The sequence below is a fragment of the Dehalococcoidales bacterium genome (genome assembly GCA_028716225.1).
Classification (GTDB): Bacteria; Chloroflexota; Dehalococcoidia; order Dehalococcoidales; family UBA5760; genus UBA5760.
The window spans coordinates 1-18,939 of sequence record JAQUQE010000006.1 but is presented as its reverse complement, the minus strand read 5'-3'; the positions used below and the strand labels follow the sequence as shown (position 1 = coordinate 18,939).

Sequence of the window (18,939 nt, the reverse complement as noted above, 5' to 3'; positions counted from 1 at the left end):
TCACGGTTCTCCTTCAGTTTGCTCTATCCTGCCGCAGCCCCGTTTATTCCGCACTACTCAGGAATCAGGGTGGGTCACTTCATATGAAGTGAAAACAAAATCAAGGTCTTTCTGTAGAGTGGAGAGTTTTTCCAGCGGGAAAAGCTCCTCGTCGACATTTATTATTACTCTGGTCTCGCCCTTGGCTGAGCCCACGATATGGACCCTGAGACACTCCCTTCCTTTCTCATCGGCTTTGTTCGACGTCTTGAAGGCCAGGTTACCCCGGGAGATGAATGACGATGAGTCACCGGCGATAGGGTATGTTTCCAGTTTGGTCTCCGATAATACTACCCCCTGCTTAAGGGCGAAGTCCCTTATCTCATCATAGAGCAACTCGGGGTTTACGCTCTGGTAGGTCTTCCTGATTTCCATCTCGTCTCCTTATGAACCGGGGTTTTACTGTCTGACTGTCAATTCACCATTATACTGCATCGACCTTACCGTATCAACAGTCCCTCGTTTCGGGTGCTGCCAGCGAAGATGTTTAGAAAATGTTTAGCCTCCCTGTTGTAAAATATCAGGGAGCTCCCGGAGGCTTTCTCCGGAAATAGCATTGACAGTCCGTGATATAATAAATGTCAAAATAAACTGGTCCATTTTCTTTTGAGTTGGTTGCGGATAAGCGTAGGAGAGAGAAAATGGCTGCGGGAGGGAGAAGTGAGAATGTTTAAAAAGTACAGGAAGTACGCCGCCTTTTTGCTGGTGTTGCTGGTGGGGCTGCTCGGCCTTTCCGGCTGCAGCGAGGGGGTTGCGTTAACGGTTACCCTGGAGACGCCGACTAACGGTAGTACGGTCTCATCACTGACGCCGATACTGGCCTGGAACTGTAATTATTCCGATGCTACCTATCGACTCCAGGTATCGCAGCACGGCAACTTCCAGGACTTGATTATCGATGAATCGAATCTGGCCGGTCCCAGCTACACCGTAGCCAGCGGAAAGCTGGCCGAAGGCCAGACCTACTACTGGAAGGTAAATGCCAGCAAGGGCGGCCGGACCTCGGCATGGACGGAGGCCTGGGCCTTCCAGACGCCGGGGGCTTCGCCGACGCCGCCGGAGCCCGGTGTTGGCACGATAGTGGTCAATGCTACTCTTGACGGTGCCACCTGGACGGGGGGAGTCAACTATACCTTAAGCGGCCCGCAGACCTATTCCGGGTCCTCGGCGACCCAGACGTTCAGCAACGCACCTGTTGGGAGCTATACTCTGGGCTACAGCTCGGGTGGTCCGTCCGGGGCGACCTTCTCCGATGTTACGCCGGTCTCGGTGCAGACGCTGTCCGATGGCGGTACGGTAACCTTCACCCTCAATTTTGAGACCGAGGCCGTCACGACGCTGGTGGTAAATGCTACTCTTGACGGTGCCTCCTGGGCGGGAAAGGTCAACTATACCATCACCGGGCCCCAGGGATATTCCGGGTCCTCGGTGGCCCAGACTTTCAGCAATATCGCTGCCGGCAGCTATACGGTAGGCTACAATGCAGGCGGTCCTTCCGGAGCGACCCTGTCCAGCATCACCCCGCAGCCGACCCAGTCCGTGGTTGCGGGACATACCACCACCTTCACCCTCAACTTCCACTCCGAAAGCACCAGTACCATCAAGGTCAAGGCGACCCTTGACGGCTCGAGCTGGACGGGGAATGTAGACTACACCCTGAACGGACCGGTTTCCGACTCGAATAACTCGGTATCCGAGACCTTTAACAACCTGCCGGCGGGGACCTATACCCTGGTCTACAACCACGGCGGTCCTTCCGAGGCAACCCTGATCAGTATCACCCCGCAGCCGACCCAGACTACCTCGGCTGATAGTACGACCACCTTCACTATGAACTTCGTCTCGCAGGCAGCTAGCACAATAAAGATCAAGGCGACCCTTGACGGTGAGTCGTGGAGCGGGGCTGTCCGCTATAACATCAGCGGGCCGTACTCGGATGCCGATACTTCGGTGCCGCAGACGCTGACCAACCTGCCCGATGGTACCTATACCATTTCCTATCGTTCGGGCGGTCCTTCCGGAGCGACCCTGTCCGATATCTCTCCCTCACCTACCCAGACGGTATCGTCCGGTCATACCATAACCTTCACCCTGAACTTCCATTCCGAGGCCAGCGGTACCATCGAGGTCAATGCTCTCCTTGATGGCAAGACCTGGCAGACCGCAGTGGGTTCAGGGACAATAAGATACGGCATCGGCGGACCGGTTACGGACTCCAGTACCTCAATGCCGGATAGCTTTGATGGCTTACCTGCGGGTAGCTACACTCTCACCTACCATGACGGCGGTCCCATCGGGGCGACCCTGGTCAGCATCTCACCGCAGCCCACTCAGAACCTTGCTGCCGGGGAGACGATAACCTACACCCTGAACTTCCACTCCGAGGCCAGGGGTACCGTGATAGTCAATGCCACTGTTAACGGTGAAGACTGGGCAGGCAGTGTCAGCTACACTCTGAACGGGCCTTACGTCGATTCCCACGGCTCGGTGCCCTATACCTTCGACAACTGTCCGGCGGGCAGCTATACCCTGAACTACAGGTCCGGTGGTCCCGGGATACTGGAAGATATCACACCCTCGCCGAATCAGCAGTTGTATGCCGGCGGTACGATAGTCTTTACCCTGAACTTCACCGGACTGTTGCAGTAGATTAAGAAAGATGCAGTATTTTCGATAAAAGCGTTGTAAAGGAGAATAGCTAACAATGGGAAAAAGGTTTATGGTGCTCATTGCTGTGGCGGCGATGGCGTCGCTGGTCCTGTCCGGATGTTCCCCGGCCGGTTCATCCGCTCCCGGTGCGGTATCTGTCGACGAGTCGTCTTCGGGGAAACAGGTTGAAATCGCTGCCGGAGGTACGCTGACGGTAACCCTGGAGTCCAATGCCACCACCGGTTTCCAGTGGGAGCTTAAGTCCGTTGGTGACCCGTCCGTATTGCAGTCGCAGGGTGGCACCTATAATGCTCCCGAAGACACCGGGATGGTCGGCGCCGGCGGTGAGGAGGTATGGACCTTCAAGGCGCTCAAGGCGGGTACCAGCAGCCTGTCCATGGAGTACAGCCAGCCCTGGGAGGGTGGCACCAAGGCAGCCCAGACCTTCAGCCTGACCGTAGTGGTGAAGTAGGGAGCGGCAAACGTGCTTTGTGATAACGGGGCAGGGGGGTCTTTCCGCCCTCTCTGCCCTGTCTTTTGTTTTGGGGGCCTTTGCACTGAGCCGGTTTTTTGCCTCTGCTGAATCCAGCGTTGGCCAAGCGTGTAAGGCTAAGATATTAAGTTCTTACTAACAAAATTGGCTGGCTTTTCATTATCAATAACTTCCGTATTAACAGGGTCAGACATGAGCATTTCGGTTTCCGATATATTAATAGACCTGGTTAAGACTGCGAGTGTAGTAGTTGTTTTTGCCTATATCGTAACCCGCACCAGGTTCTTTAGCGACATACTGAATAAGCAATTCAACATTAGAAGCCAGGTAATCGCTATTCTACTATTCGGCGGCCTGTCCATATTCGGTACCTATGGCGGCATAACCCTTCCCTCGGGCGCTATTGCCAACATTAGAGACCTGGGGCCGATAGTTGCGGGGTTGTTCTGTGGACCGCTGGTCGGGCTGGGGGCAGGTCTGATCGGAGGATTACACCGTTACTTCCTGGGTGGGTTTGTCGCGCTTCCCTGTTCCCTGGCCACCATTATTGCCGGCTTGCTGGGTGGCGTGATTTACCTGCTGCGTAAAAAGGAGTTTCCCAGGGTTTGGCAGGCGATAATATTTGCTGCCGGGATGGAGTTGTTTCATATGGGTCTAACCCTGTTGCTGGCCAGGCCGTATGATCAGGCTCTGGCAGTAGTCCAGGAAGTGATTGTGCCGATGACCGGGGCTAATGCGGCGGGAGTAGCTATCTTCGCCCTTATTATACACAATCTGGTCATAGAGAGGCGTACTGCGGCGGAAAAAGAAAAATACCGCCGTGATTTAGAGCGTAAAGAGTTTGAAATAGAGACAGCCCGCCGGATACAGCAGGGTTTTTTGCCGGAATCTACGCCCCGCTTAGACGGATTTGAACTGGGAGCATTCAGCCTGCCTGCACTGGAGGTAGGGGGCGATTTCTATGATTTTATACCCATCGACCGGGATAAGTGGGGGTTGGTAATTGCTGATGTCTCCGGGAAAGGGTTTCCGGCGGCTTTGTTTATGGCCCTATCCCGCATGTGCGTCCGTGCTAATGCAATGGGTGTGTCCACAGCCTCCGAAGCTATACGGATAGCTAATAAGTTGATTTACCATGACGCTAAATCCGGAATGTTTGTTACCCTCTTCTACGCTTTACTGGACTTGAAACAGAGGCGAATCACCTATGTCAATGCCGGCCATAATCCCCCTTTGTTGTTCAGGGGTAATACCGGTGGCGTTATCCTCCTCGGAGCCAAAGGAATAGCTTTAGGCGTTCTTGATGATATCAATTTGGAAGAAATACAGCTGGACTTGGGCAGTAACGATACCGTGGTCTTCTATACCGATGGCGTAACGGAGGCCATCGACGCAAAAGAGGAACAGTTCGGACAGGAAAGGTTAATCAATTTGGTTGTAGAGAACAGCAATTTATCTGCCAGCAGTCTGGTCGATAAGGTAAAGAGTGAGGTTGTCGACTTTTCGATTGGTCAGCCCCAGTTTGACGACTTAACTTTAGTGGTATTAAAGGCGCTGTAAATCGGCTGAGCCGACGGAAAGACGGCCGGAGTATTGATTGGACGGTGGCGAAAAGAATATAATCAGGCACATCAGCAGAGTAATCTATATGTAAGGGGGACATTGATAATGGAGGTTTCAGAAAGAACTGCCGGGGGGGTAAATGTAATCGCTTTGGGCGGTCGGCTTGATGCGTATGCGGCCAGTGATATTGAGCGAAAATTGGACTCGTTGGTTGCTGCAGAAAAGGTGCGTCTGGTGGTTGACCTCGGCCAGCTGGATTACATCAGCAGTTCCGGATTAAGAGTATTACTCGGGTCATTAAAGAAGGCCAGGGAGCAGCAGGGGGATATCATATTGACAGGCCTCCAGCCCTACGTCAAGGAGATATTTGAAATATCAGGATTTACCCAGCTCTTCAAGATGTTTGATAAGGCGGAGGAAGCTATCAACAGCTACAAGCAAGAAAAATAGAGGCTCAAAGAACAGCATAAATATAAAGGGCCTTAAGATGAAAAAAGCACGATTTGAGCTTGAGATTGACAGTAAGTTGGAGAACCTGCCTGTCATTGCAAATTTTGTCGACGAAGTACTGGAAAGGTTTGCTGCTGATCCCGCCAGTGTCTATAGAGTTCAGCTTGCGGTGGACGAAGCCTGCACCAATGTAATAAAGTATGCCTACGGGCAGAAAACCGGCCTTATCAGGCTGGAAATGGAGTTGATTGGAGATAGTCTGGTTGTCAGTGTGAATGATAATGGAAAACCCTTCGACCCGGATACGATCCCGCCGCCGGATTTAGAGGCTGACCTTGATAAAAGGAGGATTGGCGGTCTGGGGATATATTTTATGAAGAAGCTGATGGATGAGGTTAGCTATAGCTTTGACAGCGCAGCCGGGAACTGCCTCACTATGAGAAAAAGTATCACTCGAACAGGCGTGTAATAAATACTTAGGGAGTATATTAATAATGTCATTTCTGAACATACTTAAGGCCGATGAGCTTGGCGGCGTCTTGGAAAAGTATCTCGAGCCGGTGCAATTTCCCAAGAATACCTGCATTATGCATCAGGGAGACAAGGGCGAAGGTTGTTACATCATTGACGAGGGTACGGTTCGTCTTGAAGTAAGGAATACCGAGACAGATACCGACAGCGTGATAGGCTTCTTGGAGCCCATCGTTTTCGTGGGCGAGTTCAGTCTGATTGATAATAAGCCGCGCGAGGCTACTGCCTATGCCCATACCGATGTCAAAGCCCGTTATTTCTCTAAACAGAGCTATGATGAGATATGTAGGCAATACCCCAGAATAGCTTTAACCATAGCCACTACTATGGGCCAGAACCTGATTGAGAAACTCAGGGTAGCCAATGATAAAGTGGCGGGCTACATTTTCGCAGGAGACGTAGACCAGGACACTAACGAGATCGTGGCTCGTGCCACCAAGGCACTGAAGCAGTTTGCTTCGTGGACGCAGGACAGGGTGGATGCTTTACTAGGTGAAATTGCACGGGCTGTCGCTGACAATGCCGAGCAATTAGCCACGGATACAGTCGCTGAGACCAAAATGGGTATTGTCGCTGACAAAGTTACCAAGATCCGTTTTGCCAGCCTGGATGTATGTCAGGCGATATCGGGTCGTCCTGCCGCCGGCTATCTCAGTGATAAAGAGGCCCGGGTTCATGATATTGCCTGTCCGGTAGGGGTTGTCTTCGGTCTGATTCCGGTAACCAATCCCGTATCGACAATTGTTTTCAAAACATTGATTTGTCTAAAAGGACGAAATTCACTTATCTTAAGCTGTCATCGTGATGCGCTGGGTGTAGGTAAGAAGACCTGCGATATCATTCGTGGCGTTCTGGAAAAGCACGGTGCACCCGTGGATCTGGTACAGCCTGTCTTAAAAAGGAGCAGCCGGCAAAAAACTGTCATGTTTATGAATCACCCCGGTGTTTCTATGATTCTCGCTACCGGCGGCTCCAGCATGGTCAAAGCTGCCTATAGCTCCGGCACCCCGGCGATAGGAGTCGGCTCAGGTAACGCTCCGGTGTTGATTTGTGCCGATGCCGATGTCGCTAAATCTGCTCAAAATGTCATTAAGAGTAAATCATTCGATAACGGCGTAATATGCGGTTCCGAGAACAATCTGGTGGTGGTTGCCAAAGTTCGGGATGAATTTATTCATCACCTGGAGGCAAATGGTGCGGCCGTATTAACGGCAGACGAAAAGACCCGCTTCACGCCGGTGACTTTTGATGTTGATACCGGAACCCTGAAAAGAGAGTTGGTCGGCAAATCTGCCCAGTACATAGCTGACCGGGCCGGGATTGGCAAGGATAAGGATATCCGTTTGATTGTCGTGCCGGTCAGAACCGATGAGCTTAAAGGTCCCTATGCTCATGAAAAGCTGGCTCCTATTCTTTCTCTATTTACCGTTGAGGATGAAGAAGCTGGTCTGCAGCTGTGCAAACGGATACTGGAGAATCAGGGGCTTGGTCATACGGCCGTGATATACACGCAGAACCGTGAATTGATGAAGAAGTTCGGGCAAGAGATCGATGCCAGCCGTCTTTTGGTAAACGTGCCTGCGTCATACGGGTGTGTCGGTATAGGTTCCGGACTGACCCCTTCCTTTACTCTCGGTTGCGGCACCTTTGGTCATACCTCGACAACCGATAACGTTACTTATACTCACCTGTTGAATATCAAGAGATTGTCGCAGTGTTTTTAAGGTTGGCTCGATTACGGAGTAGACTGCTGGCGAAAAACAGTGTCATAGGTCTGCGTACGGGACGTACGCTTAGTGATACAAAGCCATTTTGCCGGCATTATATGCCTTAACTTCGCTAGCGGCCCCGCTGCCTTCTCCGCCGGAGCAGTGAGGCCAGCAAGAGAATCCCTAAGACGATGAGGAAGAGGGGAGGGCGGAATGAGGAAGGTTCAGGCTCAGTCATAGGAGCGACTGCGGTTGACGGTACGGTCGGTTCCTGCGAGTAAACTTCCTCCTCGCCTATTTCGTAGGCGGCTAAGCCGGTGCCGGTGAATTCCTTGGGCACCCAGCCCAGCGGGTTGTTCTTTCCGGTCGCTTCTGCCCAGAGCCACCCCACTTCGCCGTCCAGTTCGAAAACCGCGGTTGCCTTTTTATAATCGGGCAGATAGACCAGGGCGGCGGTATGCCCCTCGCCGAGGGCTATTGCCGAGCGTAGGCCGGCGCCACGGTACATCACAGCCAGCAGCACGGCACTGTCCTCGCAGTCGCCGTAAGCAACCCCGTACTGGTCGATGGTAATGGCGAGCTCGTCGGCGTTCTGGGCGAACTCATCGTATTGGAACTGGTCGATATCCGGAGTATAAACTACCTGGTCGCGGACGAAATGAAATATCGCTTCTGCCCGCTCTATCCGGTCCGGGTACTCGGCGGCCATATGCTCGCCCAGACGGTAGGCCCGGTCTAATTCCTTGCCCAGGCTCTCAAAGGCTATCACAGGGCGGAAGGTAGTCTCCGACAGCTGGTAGAAGCCGTCTTTACCGAAGGCCCTGGTCCGGTATATCCCCCATTCGTCAAAGACATCGCCGCTCGTCTCGTTGAAGTCGGCCGAGGGCATTGCCCACACCTGTTGCGAGGTGGCTAACCCGACCAGTAGTAGCGATGCCGCAATGATAGCAATCCCGGTCTTTTTCATAGTGGTGTTGTCAGAGCGGCGTGGAGTATCAGTCCGAAGAATATGAGGTAGCCGAAGACGTAGATGCCCACTGCGTTCGGGTTTTTAGTGATGTTCAGAAATGGTATCTTTGGGGTCAGTTTATCCACAATACGTAGCAGCGCCAGTCCGATTAGCAGGCTGATGGCGAAGCTGATGGCGACCAACCCCCAGGTCCTGAAGTCGAAGATAAAACCCAGCGGGGAAATACCGACAGCGGTGTATGCGGTAGCCGCGCCGTGGATAACCAGTCCGACCAGGATAAAGAAGCCGGCGATGAACAACCCGGTGGCCAGCGGGCTTTCTCCGATGTGTTCACGCTCCTTGATCTCGGGGGTCAGGGCATCCAGGGCCCTGATACCGAGCCAGGCGAGCAGGGAGCAGATGGCGACTAACACCACAATTCTACCCACCCACATCAAAACTATCAGCCAGTAGGGAGTAGCTAGACCTAATTGATACATATTGCGCCCTCCTAATTGGTTCAGGGTGGTTTCAGGATTAGTCCCGGGGCACCATAGCTTGCCCGGAACCATACCCTATTATCTGTGGCCGAATTTTTCGTAGGAGACGATCTCGGTAAGCTTTTTCCTCGGTCTTGGCCTGGGATGCTGGGCGGGGTAACCCAGCGGGGTCATCGCCACTATAGAATAGCCCTCGGGGATGCCAAGGAATCTGGTTGCCTTTTCTTCATCAAACCAGCCGATATAAACCGTACCCAGCCCGAGTGATTGGGCCGTCAGTACCAGGTTCTGCATTGCCAGTGCCACGTCAAACATATACCAGTCATCCTTATCGGAAGACAGCCTTCCGCCCAAATAGCCGGCTTTACCCAGCTCGGCGCAGGCTACGATTACCACTGGTGCTTCTCTGATGCCTCTGGCGGCGGAGTTGTTCCGGGGCAGCATATCGGCCAGCTTGTTCCGGCTGTCAGTATCCCTCACTACAATAAACTGCCAGCACTGAGTATTGTCCCAGGATGGGGCCTGGCGGGCTGCTTCCAGAACAAACTCCAGAGTCTTGTCATCCACCTCGGTAACCTGGTAGCTACGGATGCTTCTGCGGGACCTTATTGCTTCCTGAGTTTCCATGCCTTCCCCCTATCTTCTTTGTACCTTGAATGGCATTATACCATTATAATCTTTCCGGTCGGAATGAAGCTTGAGCTACCGGGTTATTCTTTCTCCCAGGCGTTCTTGCCGATGAGGGGTACGAATCGACAACCGCCCAGGTTTTGAACCAGGTCACCCTTCTTCCGCCGGGTAATCTTATAGAGCTCCTGCATGTAGCGCGAGCCTACCGGGATTACCATCCGCCCTCCGACGTTCAGCTGTGAGAGAAGATCATCGGGTATCTCGGGAGCGGCTGCGGTGACCATAATGGCGTCATAGGGAGCCTTGTCCTGGTAACCCAGGGTCTCTTCGGCCAGGTGGATCTCAATATTTTTGTAGCCCAGACTGTTCAGGGTCTTCCGGGCCGTTTCTGCCAGCGAAGGGAGGCGCTCTACAGTAATTACGAGATGAGCTAGTTCGGCGAGAATGGCCGCCTGATAACCGCTGCCGGTGCCTACTTCCAGCACCTTTTCCTTACCCTTAAGTTCCAGGGCCTCCGTCATCACGGCAATGATCAGCGGCTGCGATATCGTCTGATCCAGACCGATTGGCAGCGGCATGTCTCCGTAGGCGGAGAGGCGTTCCTCCGGGGGTACAAAAAGCTCCCGCGGAACGCGGGCCATGGCCGCTAGTACCCGCCGGTCACTGATTTCACTGCCGAGGTGAGCGATTAGTCTGGCTCTGGCTTGGGTAAAGTCCATGCCGATACCTACCGTGGCAGGGTTTTAGGGTAGGGTAAAAGCTAATACCACCAGAACCGCCAGCATGATGCCGGCCAGGATACCAATCCGGCGTAGCTCGGCGGTAATATGGGGGTGGCTGGTCGTTGCTGTGGTGGGCGCAGTCGGCCGAGGTGTCGTTATCCGCGTAGGGGTAGCCGTCGGCTCGGCTGGCGAGGTTGTCTGCTCTTGAGCTACCGCAACGGGGGTAATTCGCTTGCCCTTATTTTTTTTACTCTGAAAAGAATGCTTCCCCCGGTTGTGCCGTGATTTACTGGGCATCGATAACCTCCCCCTCTATTTAGCCCTTGGATGTGATTTTTCATAGGTGCGGCGGATATGCTCGGTAGTCAGGTGGGTGTAGACCTGTGTTGTTGAAATATTAGCATGACCGAGAAGTTCCTGGACCGACCTCAGGTCAGCTCCCCCGCTCAGCATATGAGTGGCAAAGCTGTGCCTCAGGGTATGAGGAGTGATGTTTGCCAGTCCGGCTGCTCTGGCGTATTCTTTGAGTATCTGCCAGAGCCCCTGTCTGGTCAGCCTCTCGCCGCGGGCGTTAACAAACAGGGCCGTCTCCTCTCGATGTACCAGGTTAGGGCGGGCCTCTTTTACGTATTCCTTAATCGCCTGGGCGGCCCGCTGGTGGATAGGGATGATGCGCTCTTTGTGCCCCTTGCCCAGACAGCGCACAGAACCCTCCTCGACATCAATGTTATCCAGGTCTAGTGATACCAGCTCGCTTACCCTCATCCCGCTGGCATAAAGTAGCTGCAGTATTGCTATGTCCCTTTTCGCTTCCGGTCTGGATTGTTTGGCCGGTTGTTCCAGCAGGCGGTGGACCTCGCTGATGGAGATAGGCTTGGGTAGCGACCGTCCCACCTTGGGTGAACCGACGTTCTGTGAGGGGTTGTCTTTGACGGTGCCTTCCGCCTTCATGAAGTTAAAGAAAGACCTTAGTGCGGCCACCTTGCGGGCGATGGTAGTGGCGGCATAGTTCCTCTCCTTGAGGTTTAGCAGGTACCTGAGCATGCCCTCTCGGCCGAAGCTGGCCCACGATGGCAGAGAACTGCTCTTAGCCGCCTCCTCACTGGCAAATTCGGCCAGTTGCTCCAGGTCATTTCTATAGGCAGCTATCGTGTTTGAGGAGAAGCCCTTCTCTACGGTGAGATAGGCAAGAAAACTGCTGATAGCCTCTTTCATGACACCTCCCGCATATCAGGCTCTAAAGTCTCTATAATATAGGTCTCTTTAACATAACATATTAACATAACACAATCAAGGGCGTTAGCCGCCGATCTTGAGGGACGTTTGGAGTTGCCAGCTTACTCAGCCGTGTTCTCTTCCGGCCCTGCTTCCGGAGGTGTGGTTTCTCCAGCCGCAGGAACTTCCTCTTCTTCCCCTTCTTCTGCCCTCGCCGCTGCTGTTTCAATGACCTTGACGATCAACTGTTCGGGGTCGTTGCTGACGGTGATATCCGCACTCAGTTTCAGGTCTTTGACGTGGATGCTCTGTCCCAATTCGGTGAGGAGGCTTAGGTCAACCTCTATTTCGTGGGGGAGCTTGTCAGGAAGGCACTCGATGTTCAGGATGTTAAGGGCATGTTGCAGCGAGCGGCCCTTTATCTTCATCGCCGGTGCTTCTCCACTAAGAGCGAGGGGGACCTCAACCTTCAGCTTCTCCGTCATTTTTATCTGATAGAAGTCAACATGCAGGATTTGTCTACCCAACGGGTCGGTTTGGATCTCCCGAATGAGTACCTTTCTGGTGCGTTTTTCGCCGTCAATGCCCAGGTTAAAGAGTGTGGTCGTCCCGACCTGACCGATAACTCGCTTGAGTTCATTGGTGTTACACTGCAGAGCCAGTGATTTAAGATTATGACCAAAGAGGTGGGTCGGGGTGATGCCCTCGCGGCGCAGGAACCTGGTCTTCTTACCCGATATATCTCTGGTGGCAGCCTTTAGTGCGATACCCTCCATTATTACCTCCTTCTGTACCCTCTATTTAAGCAGAGATTAACTGGGGAAATCAATTTTACAATGTCGGCCTGTCTGGCATTTGAAGTTCTTTGATATTACCGGCGGTGGAAAACGGCGTCCTGTTTTACTGATTTTAAGAAATCCTGCTTTAAGAGGGGATAGAGGATAGATCCCTTAAAGTTACGGGGGATCGGGGCGAAGCGCAGGTAGTCGGGGCGGCTGCCCTTGCTGACCGTCTGGTAGGCCTTTTCGAGAAAGTCAGCCTTCAGCTCTGCTTCGCGGTGAACTACCTCTTCGCCCAGTTCTATCGTTACGCAGCAGCTGTCCTCATGCTCGCTCTCCAGCCTGAGCCCAACTACCGCCAGCTGGAATTCCCCGGCCGGCATCTGGAAGTTAGCGGTCAGAAATCGGTTCAGTTCGGCGGCTACCTGGTCATAGGCATAATTGACGCCGCCACGGATAAGCAGCTCGGAATCACGTGACATCCAGTAGTAGTCCGGTTCACCATCACTTTTATTCCTTAAGGCAAAGGCGATATCTTTCAGGCCGACATACCACCCTTCCCGTAATACGGACTCCGTGGCTTCAGCATCAGCTACATATCCGTTCATGGTATTTGCTCCCTGTGTGATCAGATAGCCCGGTTCGCCGGTTTCACACTGCCGCATGTAGTCCTCCGCCTCCGTATCGATAGACTTCACCACCTTGACCCTGGTAAAGGGGTAATGTTCCCTCCCGATGTAGTAGCCGGTGATTGCTTCACCCCGGTACCGGTGTGACCAGCCTGCCTCAAATGACTCCAGTAACGCCTCCGGCGCTAGCGTCATGGGGGTCGCCACTACCTCGAGGCAGGTCTCCGTTGAACCGAAGCGGACACGCGGCAGGTATCCGCTGAAGTTGAGTACCTGCTTTACCGTTTTCGGCCCCACCGGTGCCGAGCCGATCATAATATCGGTTTGAGCTAGCGCCTCTTTTAGTCTGTCTTCCGCGACCGGCAGCCTTGCTGTACTGACCAGGGACTCCAGGAAGTCTATGTGACGGGAGACCAGGGCGGCAAATAGTATGCCCCGCTTCCTTTCGGCGGCTTCCGTCAGTATCCTCCAGTACTGTGTCGAGTAGCGTTCCACTAGGTGTATGATGGCCCGGGGGCGGCGCATACCCCAGTCCGATAGAGCGGTTGAGTTGGCATGGTGTAAGGGGTTGACCAGCAGCAGGTCCAGGTCAGTATCTTCCGACATGCCGAGCCACTTCTCGAAGGTAAGCCGGTTGGCTAGGTAGCTCCGGTGGGGCAGGCTGACCCCCTTGGGTCTGGCGGTGGTACCTGATGTAAAGACGATTATCCGTTCATCTTCGTAGTCGAGTGTTGGCGAGCTCCAGCCGGAGACAGGTTCGGAGCGCTCGATCTGTGTGGTCGGCAGGAAGGATACCCCGGGTAGTTCCGGCCTGAATTCTGCTACCCGTTTATTGAAACCATGATCGTATACCAGCAGCTTTGCCCCGGTTACATTTGCTTTATAACAGATGCGTTCGTTATCATCAGCCTGCCAGTTGATGGTAACCGGTACGCTCCCCACCAGTACTGCGGCCAGCCTGAAGGCAAGATCATGGAGGCTGTTGGCAGAGAAGCAGTGGACCACCCGGTCGCCTTTTTCTATGCCCAGCCGGCTTAGGCAGTAGGCTGCTGATCGGGCGAGATCCCAGAACTCTCCTCTGGAGAGGCTCAGTTTCCCTATGCCCCCTTTCTCAAAGGTGTAGTAGTTAAGGAAAGGGTACTCCCGCTCGATAAAGGCGGCGCGGTATTCTTCCAGCGGGGAGGGAAAGGGAGCCAGGGAGATGATAGGATCACCGGTAGAAAGTAGGTAGAGGTGCTTTCTATCGGATTCGGTACTATCTTTGTGCACCTGTCTATTTCCTTTCCTGTCCTGCGGATTATTCCTGATTGCGGAAAGACCACATCGCCAGCAGAATCATAACGGCTCCGATGGCTGCCAGTATGCCGACATTATTCCAGAGAGACAGCGTCTTTCCGAACAGGTTGACCCCGAAGGCGGTTCCCGATGTCTCCCCCAGGGCTACCTGGCGGATACCGGTGATTCCGTAGGTGGCCGGGTTAATCTTGGTCAGGACACTCAGCCAGGCCGGTGCTTTGTCCAGCGGTACGAATACCCCGGAGAGGAATATCATAGGAAACAGCAGCATCTGTGTTACTACCTGAAACGCCTCCATCGACCTGATGCGGGTTGCCAGCAGGACGCCGAAGGCACCCATGGTAATTGCCAGCAGGAACATCATGGGCAGCATGGCGGCTGCAGTCGCCGTAGTGAGTGCGACCCCGATTAGCGGAGCAAACAGCATAATAATTGAACCCTGTATCATCGCTACCGTGGCGGCGCCCAGTGTTTTCCCCATCGCTACCGAGGCGCGGTTAATCGGGGCCACCAGTACCTCTTTTAAGAAGCCGAACTCCCGGTCCCAGACTACCGAAACGCCGGCCATAAAGGAACTCATCATTACCGTCATACCGATGATGCCGGGGAAGATGAACTGGGCAAAGTTTACCCCTGAGCCGAGGTTGCCCATCATGCCGCCGAAACCGCTGCCGAAGACAAAGAGAAAGAGAAGTGGTAAAAAGATAGCTCCCACCAGGCGTATCCTATCGTGCCAGAAGCGCAGTATATCGCGGTACCAGATGGTATAGATTCCCCGTAGATTATTCATTGCTTCCTCTAGTGCCGCATGTGGCGGCCGTGCTGGCGGACCATAGCCTTGAATGTGTCACTCACTTCCTCCTCGCGAATTTCCCGGCCGGTGAGCTTGAGGAAGACATCGTCCAGGCTCGGGTGGCGCAGGCTGACGCTTAGTATCTTGGTGCCGAATTCTCTAATAAATTTGGGCAGAAACTTCTCGCCGTGCTCTACGGCAAAGACCAGTTCATCATTATCCTGTCTCACCTCAATCTGGTAGCGGGTCTCGATTTCTTCGGCGGCCTTCGTGTTGTCGTCCGTTTTCACGGTGATGACGTCCCTGCCTACCTTGCGCTTTAGCTCCTCGGGAGTGTCCATAGCCACGATTTTCCCGTAGTCCATAACGGCAATGCGATCCGCTTTATCCGCTTCGTCCATGTAGTGTGTGGTCAGGAAGATGGTGGTTCCTTCCCGCTGCTTTAGCTCCAGGATATATTCCCAGAGGCGGTTACGTGTCTGAGGGTCAAGCCCTATGGTGGGCTCATCAAGGAACAGCACCTTGGGGTAATGGAGTAGCCCCCTGGCCAGTTCAAGGCGGCGCTTCATACCTCCCGAGTAGGTGCGTACGTCGTGGTGGCGCTTGTCCCAGAGCTCCATGATCTTAAGCACTTCTTCAATCCGTTTCTCGCGGATTGAGGCAGGTACGTTATAGACCATGGCGTGAAAGCGCAGGTTCTGTAGTCCGCTGAGCCGCTCATCAAGACTGGGATCCTGAAAGACCAGACCGATTGACTGGCGCACCTGACTCTGCTGCCGTACCACGTCGAAGCCGTTAACGATAGCCTGCCCCGAGGTTGGTTTGGATAGTGTGCACAGGATGTTGATGGTAGTGGTCTTGCCGGCTCCGTTTGGACCCAGGAAGCCGAATAGCTCTCCCTGTGCTACCTGGAAGTTGATATGGTCTACCGCCACCAGATCGTCGAATTTTTTGGCCAGGTTTTTTACTTCTATGATGTAATCGCCCATCTTTCTCCCTGGAATAGTTCCTGGCTGGTAGCATTTGACTCAGAGGTTGTCTTAGCCGCTGCCGGTAGCAGACTCTGGCCGGGTACCGACCTGCCTTATGCTATTCTAACACTTCGGGCTTACCTTTGTGTAGGAGCAGTTAGCGGCCATCCTTTATTGACATACCCTGATGGGTAACATATCATATCATAGCAACGGCTCTAGTCGGAGGTGTAAGAGTGTACCGCAGGATGCTGGTCACGCTGGATGGCTCGGAGCTTTCCGAGGTAGTTTTACCTTATGTCAAAGGGCTCGTTGGCAGTCTGGGTCTGGATGTAGTACTGCTTCACGTTTGTAAGCCGGAGGAAAGAGAGTTGGTCCCTCTGCATCGGGATTATATTGAGCATAAGGCAGAGGTCATCAAAGGTCAGGCAAAAGAGGTATGGAAAAAGTCGGCAGTTAAGCCGGTGAAGGAAGAGGTAGAGGTGCGGGGAGAGCTTGCCTCCGGTTACCCTGCTGAAGAAATCCTCCGTTATGCCGATGAAAATAGTATCGACCTGATTCTGATGGCGACTCACGGCCGCTCCGGTTTCAAACGCTGGGCTATCGGCAGTGTGGCGGATAAGGTGCTCCATGCCTCCAAGGTGCCCGTTTGGCTGGTTCCGGCGCGGGGGCCCGGGGATGTTACCTATGATATGTGGCCCAAGAAGACGGTAGTGGTACCGCTGGATGGCTCGGAGTTGGCTGAGGCGGTACTTCCCCATGTCAAAGCGCTGGCGGAGCAGAGCGGCGTTGAGATGGTGGAAGTAGTCCTGCTCAGGGTTGTTGAGTCTCCGGTTATGTCTGACCATTACTTCAGCAACATACCTGAGACGCGGGAGGCGATTGAGAAGTACCTGGCTAGAGTAGAAGAACGGCTTAGAAAAGTCGGCCTTAGTGTGCAGTCCCGGGTGCTTACCGGCGAGCCTGCGGAACAGATTGTCGACTATGCCGGCGCCATTCCCTTTAGTCTGGTCGTGATGTCGACCCACGCCCGCTCCGGACTTAGTCGCTGGGTATTGGGTAGCGTTGCTATGAAGGTCGTGAGCGGGATCTCCGGTCCGATACTTCTGGCCCGACCCCTCTAGTTTTGGCTAGACTCAGGTTATTTATTCTAAAGAAAATGGCAAAGAACCCGATTACTTCTTAGTGGAGTAACTCATTAAGTCCGGTATAATTGTCATATTGCCGCTGGAGTTTGTAGTCAATTTCCCCGATGCTTACTTCTGCAGTGGAGAAAACCTCTGCCTCAGCAAGATGTCCTCCCCGGCAGATGTCTTTCCCGGAGAGCAATATATGTATGTGGATAACGGGCTCATTATTTTTCAGGGCTATCGAACCCTGGGCGCAGACGATCTCTAACGGACCGGTGTATTCCACGCTGTCGTATTGACCGGGCAACTCCATCAGGAAGTTGAGGCGGGCTCTTTGTACTGACCCGATAATACCGAGAACCAGGCCTGAGTATAGGCCGTGGTCATTACAGTAACGGACTATCTCGGTGAGCAGCTCCTGCTCAGGTTTCACTCTGAATACGTGAATCTTCTTGAACAACTAGTCTCCTGCTCTCCATATTTACCGTCACATTTTAACAAACACACATGAACAATTTCTACTAACGGCACCGGGTCGCTCTCATCAATGAGTTGGCCTGGTGCACTTTCCGGTGGAAAGTGACATTACGGATATTCTAAGTCCTGGTAATCCGGTCATAAAACTCCGGCCGCCTGTCTTTAATGTAGTCCACCTCAAACTCACCGGGCTTGAAAATAACGCGTTTTTCTCTTGATTCGGCCAGACTGACTTTACCGTACAGGATCTCGGCTTTATTGCCGGCCTGTGCTAGTGTGTCTCCCCGGGAATTGATAATCTTACTCTGGCCGATAAATCCGGTACCGCGCTCACTACCAATACGGTTTACTGCCACAAGATGCACCCTATTCTCAAGAGCTCGAGTGGGAACGACATATTGGGGAATTCTTTCCCGGCCCTCAGGCCAGTTTGTCGGTAGTACCAGAATATCTGCACCCATTAATGCCATAACACGGGCGCTTTCTGGAAAATTACAGTCGTAGCAGATGAATATGCCGATATTGCCTATATCGGTCTGATACACTTTAAAAGGCTCGTCGCCGGGGTCGAGAAATCGGTCAATGCCCAGATATGGGAGATGTACCTTTCTGTATCTCCCGATAAGCCCTTCCGGTCCAATAAGAGCGGCAGTATTAAAGTATTTGTTTCCCTTCGTTTCCAAAAGACCAACAACTGCGTACACGCCTAGTTCACGGCAGCACTCTTCCAGCTTCATTGTGCTTGGGCCGGGAACCGTCTCCAAGTAAGGTAGAGCTTCCTTGCGGCTGGCAAAAACGTAGCCGGTTAAGGCACACTCGGGAAACACAATCAACTCAGCGCCGCTACCGGCAGCCACCCTCATTCTAGCCGTTATTTCTTCGAGATTCTCCGGGTTCCTCATTATCTTGGGCTCCATCTGAACTGCTGCAATTTCTGTCTTGTCACGCATGACGCTACCTCCACTATCAGTCATAAATCATAGCCTATAACGTATAAAGACCGATAGCAAGTCACACTTCATGAGGAACCCTCCTAATTTCGGGAACTCTTTTATCGTATCTTGTTATTGCCCGTAAAGCTTGAGGTACTTCCTGGTGCGGAGAGAGAGGAATATCGCTACAACACAACTGCCATTCAAGGGCGCTTTCCTCTGGTATAAAGTGTTCCGGATATCAGTTCAGCTTCAAAAAGTGGCGCCCCTGGCGCGACTCGAACGCGCGACACGCGGTTTAGGAAACCGCTGCTCTATCCACCTGAGCTACAGGGGCTTGAAGCTAATTTCTGCAAAGTTGGCGACAAATTGGCGACGGATTTTCTATTTACCCCCGCGGGCAGCACTTCGTCCAACAGCGCCATAGCATCCTCTTGCATCCCGCTTATTATATGGCTATAGACGTCCATTGTAAAGGCTAC

General features: G+C 53.2%; 20 protein-coding genes and 1 tRNA gene. 7 read left to right on the top strand and 14 right to left on the bottom strand.

All coding sequences use genetic code 11. The annotated features are described in order from the left end of the window. Nucleotides 1-57: 57 nt before the first annotated feature. Entirely contained in the window at nucleotides 58-414 is a 357-nt protein-coding gene (locus PHI12_05280) for a hypothetical protein (protein MDD5510201.1), read from the bottom strand. Nucleotides 415-705: 291 nt separating this feature from the next. Here PHI12_05280 and PHI12_05275 point away from each other — a divergent pair, with 291 nt between their 5' ends. From PHI12_05275 to PHI12_05250, 6 genes are all read left to right on the top strand, one after another. Beyond that, on the top strand, nucleotides 706-2,688 hold the full coding sequence (locus tag PHI12_05275; GenBank protein ID MDD5510200.1) for a hypothetical protein: 1,983 nt from the start codon (nucleotides 706-708) through the stop codon (nucleotides 2,686-2,688). A 55-nt stretch (nucleotides 2,689-2,743) separates the two neighbouring features. Then, on the top strand, nucleotides 2,744-3,160 hold the full coding sequence (locus PHI12_05270; protein MDD5510199.1) for a protease inhibitor I42 family protein: 417 nt from the start codon (nucleotides 2,744-2,746) through the stop codon (nucleotides 3,158-3,160). Between the two features lie 213 nt (nucleotides 3,161-3,373). After that, nucleotides 3,374-4,741 carry a LytS/YhcK type 5TM receptor domain-containing protein gene (locus tag PHI12_05265; protein ID MDD5510198.1) on the top strand — a complete coding sequence of 456 codons (1,368 nt, stop codon included), beginning with the start codon at nucleotides 3,374-3,376 and terminating at the stop codon, nucleotides 4,739-4,741. 108 nt (nucleotides 4,742-4,849) lie between these two features. Further along, nucleotides 4,850-5,194 carry an STAS domain-containing protein gene (locus PHI12_05260; protein MDD5510197.1) on the top strand — a complete coding sequence of 115 codons (345 nt, stop codon included), beginning with the start codon at nucleotides 4,850-4,852 and terminating at the stop codon, nucleotides 5,192-5,194. Nucleotides 5,195-5,231: 37 nt separating this feature from the next. Beyond that, nucleotides 5,232-5,663 carry an ATP-binding protein gene (locus tag PHI12_05255; GenBank protein ID MDD5510196.1) on the top strand — a complete coding sequence of 144 codons (432 nt, stop codon included), beginning with the start codon at nucleotides 5,232-5,234 and terminating at the stop codon, nucleotides 5,661-5,663. A 25-nt stretch (nucleotides 5,664-5,688) separates the two neighbouring features. Next, nucleotides 5,689-7,449 carry an aldehyde dehydrogenase family protein gene (locus PHI12_05250; protein MDD5510195.1) on the top strand — a complete coding sequence of 587 codons (1,761 nt, stop codon included), beginning with the start codon at nucleotides 5,689-5,691 and terminating at the stop codon, nucleotides 7,447-7,449. A gap of 115 nt (nucleotides 7,450-7,564) precedes the next feature. On the opposite strand, the gene PHI12_05245 is transcribed toward PHI12_05250, so the two are convergent. The 10 genes from PHI12_05245 to PHI12_05200 form a co-directional block, all read right to left on the bottom strand. After that, a complete protein-coding gene (locus PHI12_05245; protein ID MDD5510194.1) occupies nucleotides 7,565-8,401 on the bottom strand; it encodes a transglutaminase domain-containing protein in 837 nt (278 codons plus the stop codon). After that, nucleotides 8,398-8,883, bottom strand: a complete 486-nt coding sequence (locus PHI12_05240; GenBank protein MDD5510193.1) for a hypothetical protein — start codon at nucleotides 8,881-8,883, stop codon at nucleotides 8,398-8,400. Before PHI12_05240 ends, PHI12_05245 begins: the two co-directional genes overlap by 4 nt. Before the next feature lie 78 nt (nucleotides 8,884-8,961). Next, nucleotides 8,962-9,510 (bottom strand): nitroreductase family protein, encoded by a 549-nt coding sequence (locus PHI12_05235; GenBank protein ID MDD5510192.1) that lies wholly within the window; start codon nucleotides 9,508-9,510, stop codon nucleotides 8,962-8,964. An 83-nt stretch (nucleotides 9,511-9,593) separates the two neighbouring features. Further along, entirely contained in the window at nucleotides 9,594-10,232 is a 639-nt protein-coding gene (locus PHI12_05230; GenBank protein ID MDD5510191.1) for a protein-L-isoaspartate(D-aspartate) O-methyltransferase, read from the bottom strand. A 24-nt stretch (nucleotides 10,233-10,256) separates the two neighbouring features. Beyond that, entirely contained in the window at nucleotides 10,257-10,532 is a 276-nt protein-coding gene (locus PHI12_05225; protein ID MDD5510190.1) for a hypothetical protein, read from the bottom strand. 15 nt (nucleotides 10,533-10,547) lie between these two features. Beyond that, on the bottom strand, nucleotides 10,548-11,450 hold the full coding sequence (gene xerD / locus PHI12_05220) for a site-specific tyrosine recombinase XerD (GenBank protein ID MDD5510189.1): 903 nt from the start codon (nucleotides 11,448-11,450) through the stop codon (nucleotides 10,548-10,550). Nucleotides 11,451-11,572: 122 nt separating this feature from the next. Continuing rightward, complete coding sequence (locus PHI12_05215) at nucleotides 11,573-12,226, bottom strand: 50S ribosomal protein L25 (GenBank protein MDD5510188.1); 654 nt, start codon at nucleotides 12,224-12,226, stop codon at nucleotides 11,573-11,575. Between the two features lie 95 nt (nucleotides 12,227-12,321). After that, the gene (locus tag PHI12_05210; protein MDD5510187.1) at nucleotides 12,322-14,127 is read right to left on the bottom strand and encodes a class I adenylate-forming enzyme family protein; all 1,806 of its coding nucleotides are present in this window, start codon (nucleotides 14,125-14,127) and stop codon (nucleotides 12,322-12,324) included. A 28-nt stretch (nucleotides 14,128-14,155) separates the two neighbouring features. Further along, the gene (locus tag PHI12_05205) at nucleotides 14,156-14,944 is read right to left on the bottom strand and encodes an ABC transporter permease (protein ID MDD5510186.1); all 789 of its coding nucleotides are present in this window, start codon (nucleotides 14,942-14,944) and stop codon (nucleotides 14,156-14,158) included. A gap of 8 nt (nucleotides 14,945-14,952) precedes the next feature. After that, nucleotides 14,953-15,936 (bottom strand): ATP-binding cassette domain-containing protein, encoded by a 984-nt coding sequence (locus tag PHI12_05200; GenBank protein ID MDD5510185.1) that lies wholly within the window; start codon nucleotides 15,934-15,936, stop codon nucleotides 14,953-14,955. Nucleotides 15,937-16,154: 218 nt separating this feature from the next. Here PHI12_05200 and PHI12_05195 point away from each other — a divergent pair, with 218 nt between their 5' ends. After that, nucleotides 16,155-17,042 (top strand): universal stress protein, encoded by an 888-nt coding sequence (locus PHI12_05195; GenBank protein MDD5510184.1) that lies wholly within the window; start codon nucleotides 16,155-16,157, stop codon nucleotides 17,040-17,042. Between the two features lie 58 nt (nucleotides 17,043-17,100). Here PHI12_05195 and PHI12_05190 read toward each other — a convergent pair whose 3' ends face one another. From PHI12_05190 to PHI12_05180, 3 genes are all read right to left on the bottom strand, one after another. After that, complete coding sequence (locus tag PHI12_05190) at nucleotides 17,101-17,508, bottom strand: DNA-binding protein (protein ID MDD5510183.1); 408 nt, start codon at nucleotides 17,506-17,508, stop codon at nucleotides 17,101-17,103. Between the two features lie 136 nt (nucleotides 17,509-17,644). Then, nucleotides 17,645-18,475: a carbon-nitrogen hydrolase family protein gene (locus PHI12_05185; GenBank protein MDD5510182.1), complete on the bottom strand. Its 831-nt coding sequence runs from the start codon at nucleotides 18,473-18,475 to the stop codon at nucleotides 17,645-17,647. Between the two features lie 242 nt (nucleotides 18,476-18,717). Next, nucleotides 18,718-18,794: transfer RNA gene (locus PHI12_05180), tRNA-Arg, on the bottom strand. Nucleotides 18,795-18,939: the final 145 nt, after the last annotated feature.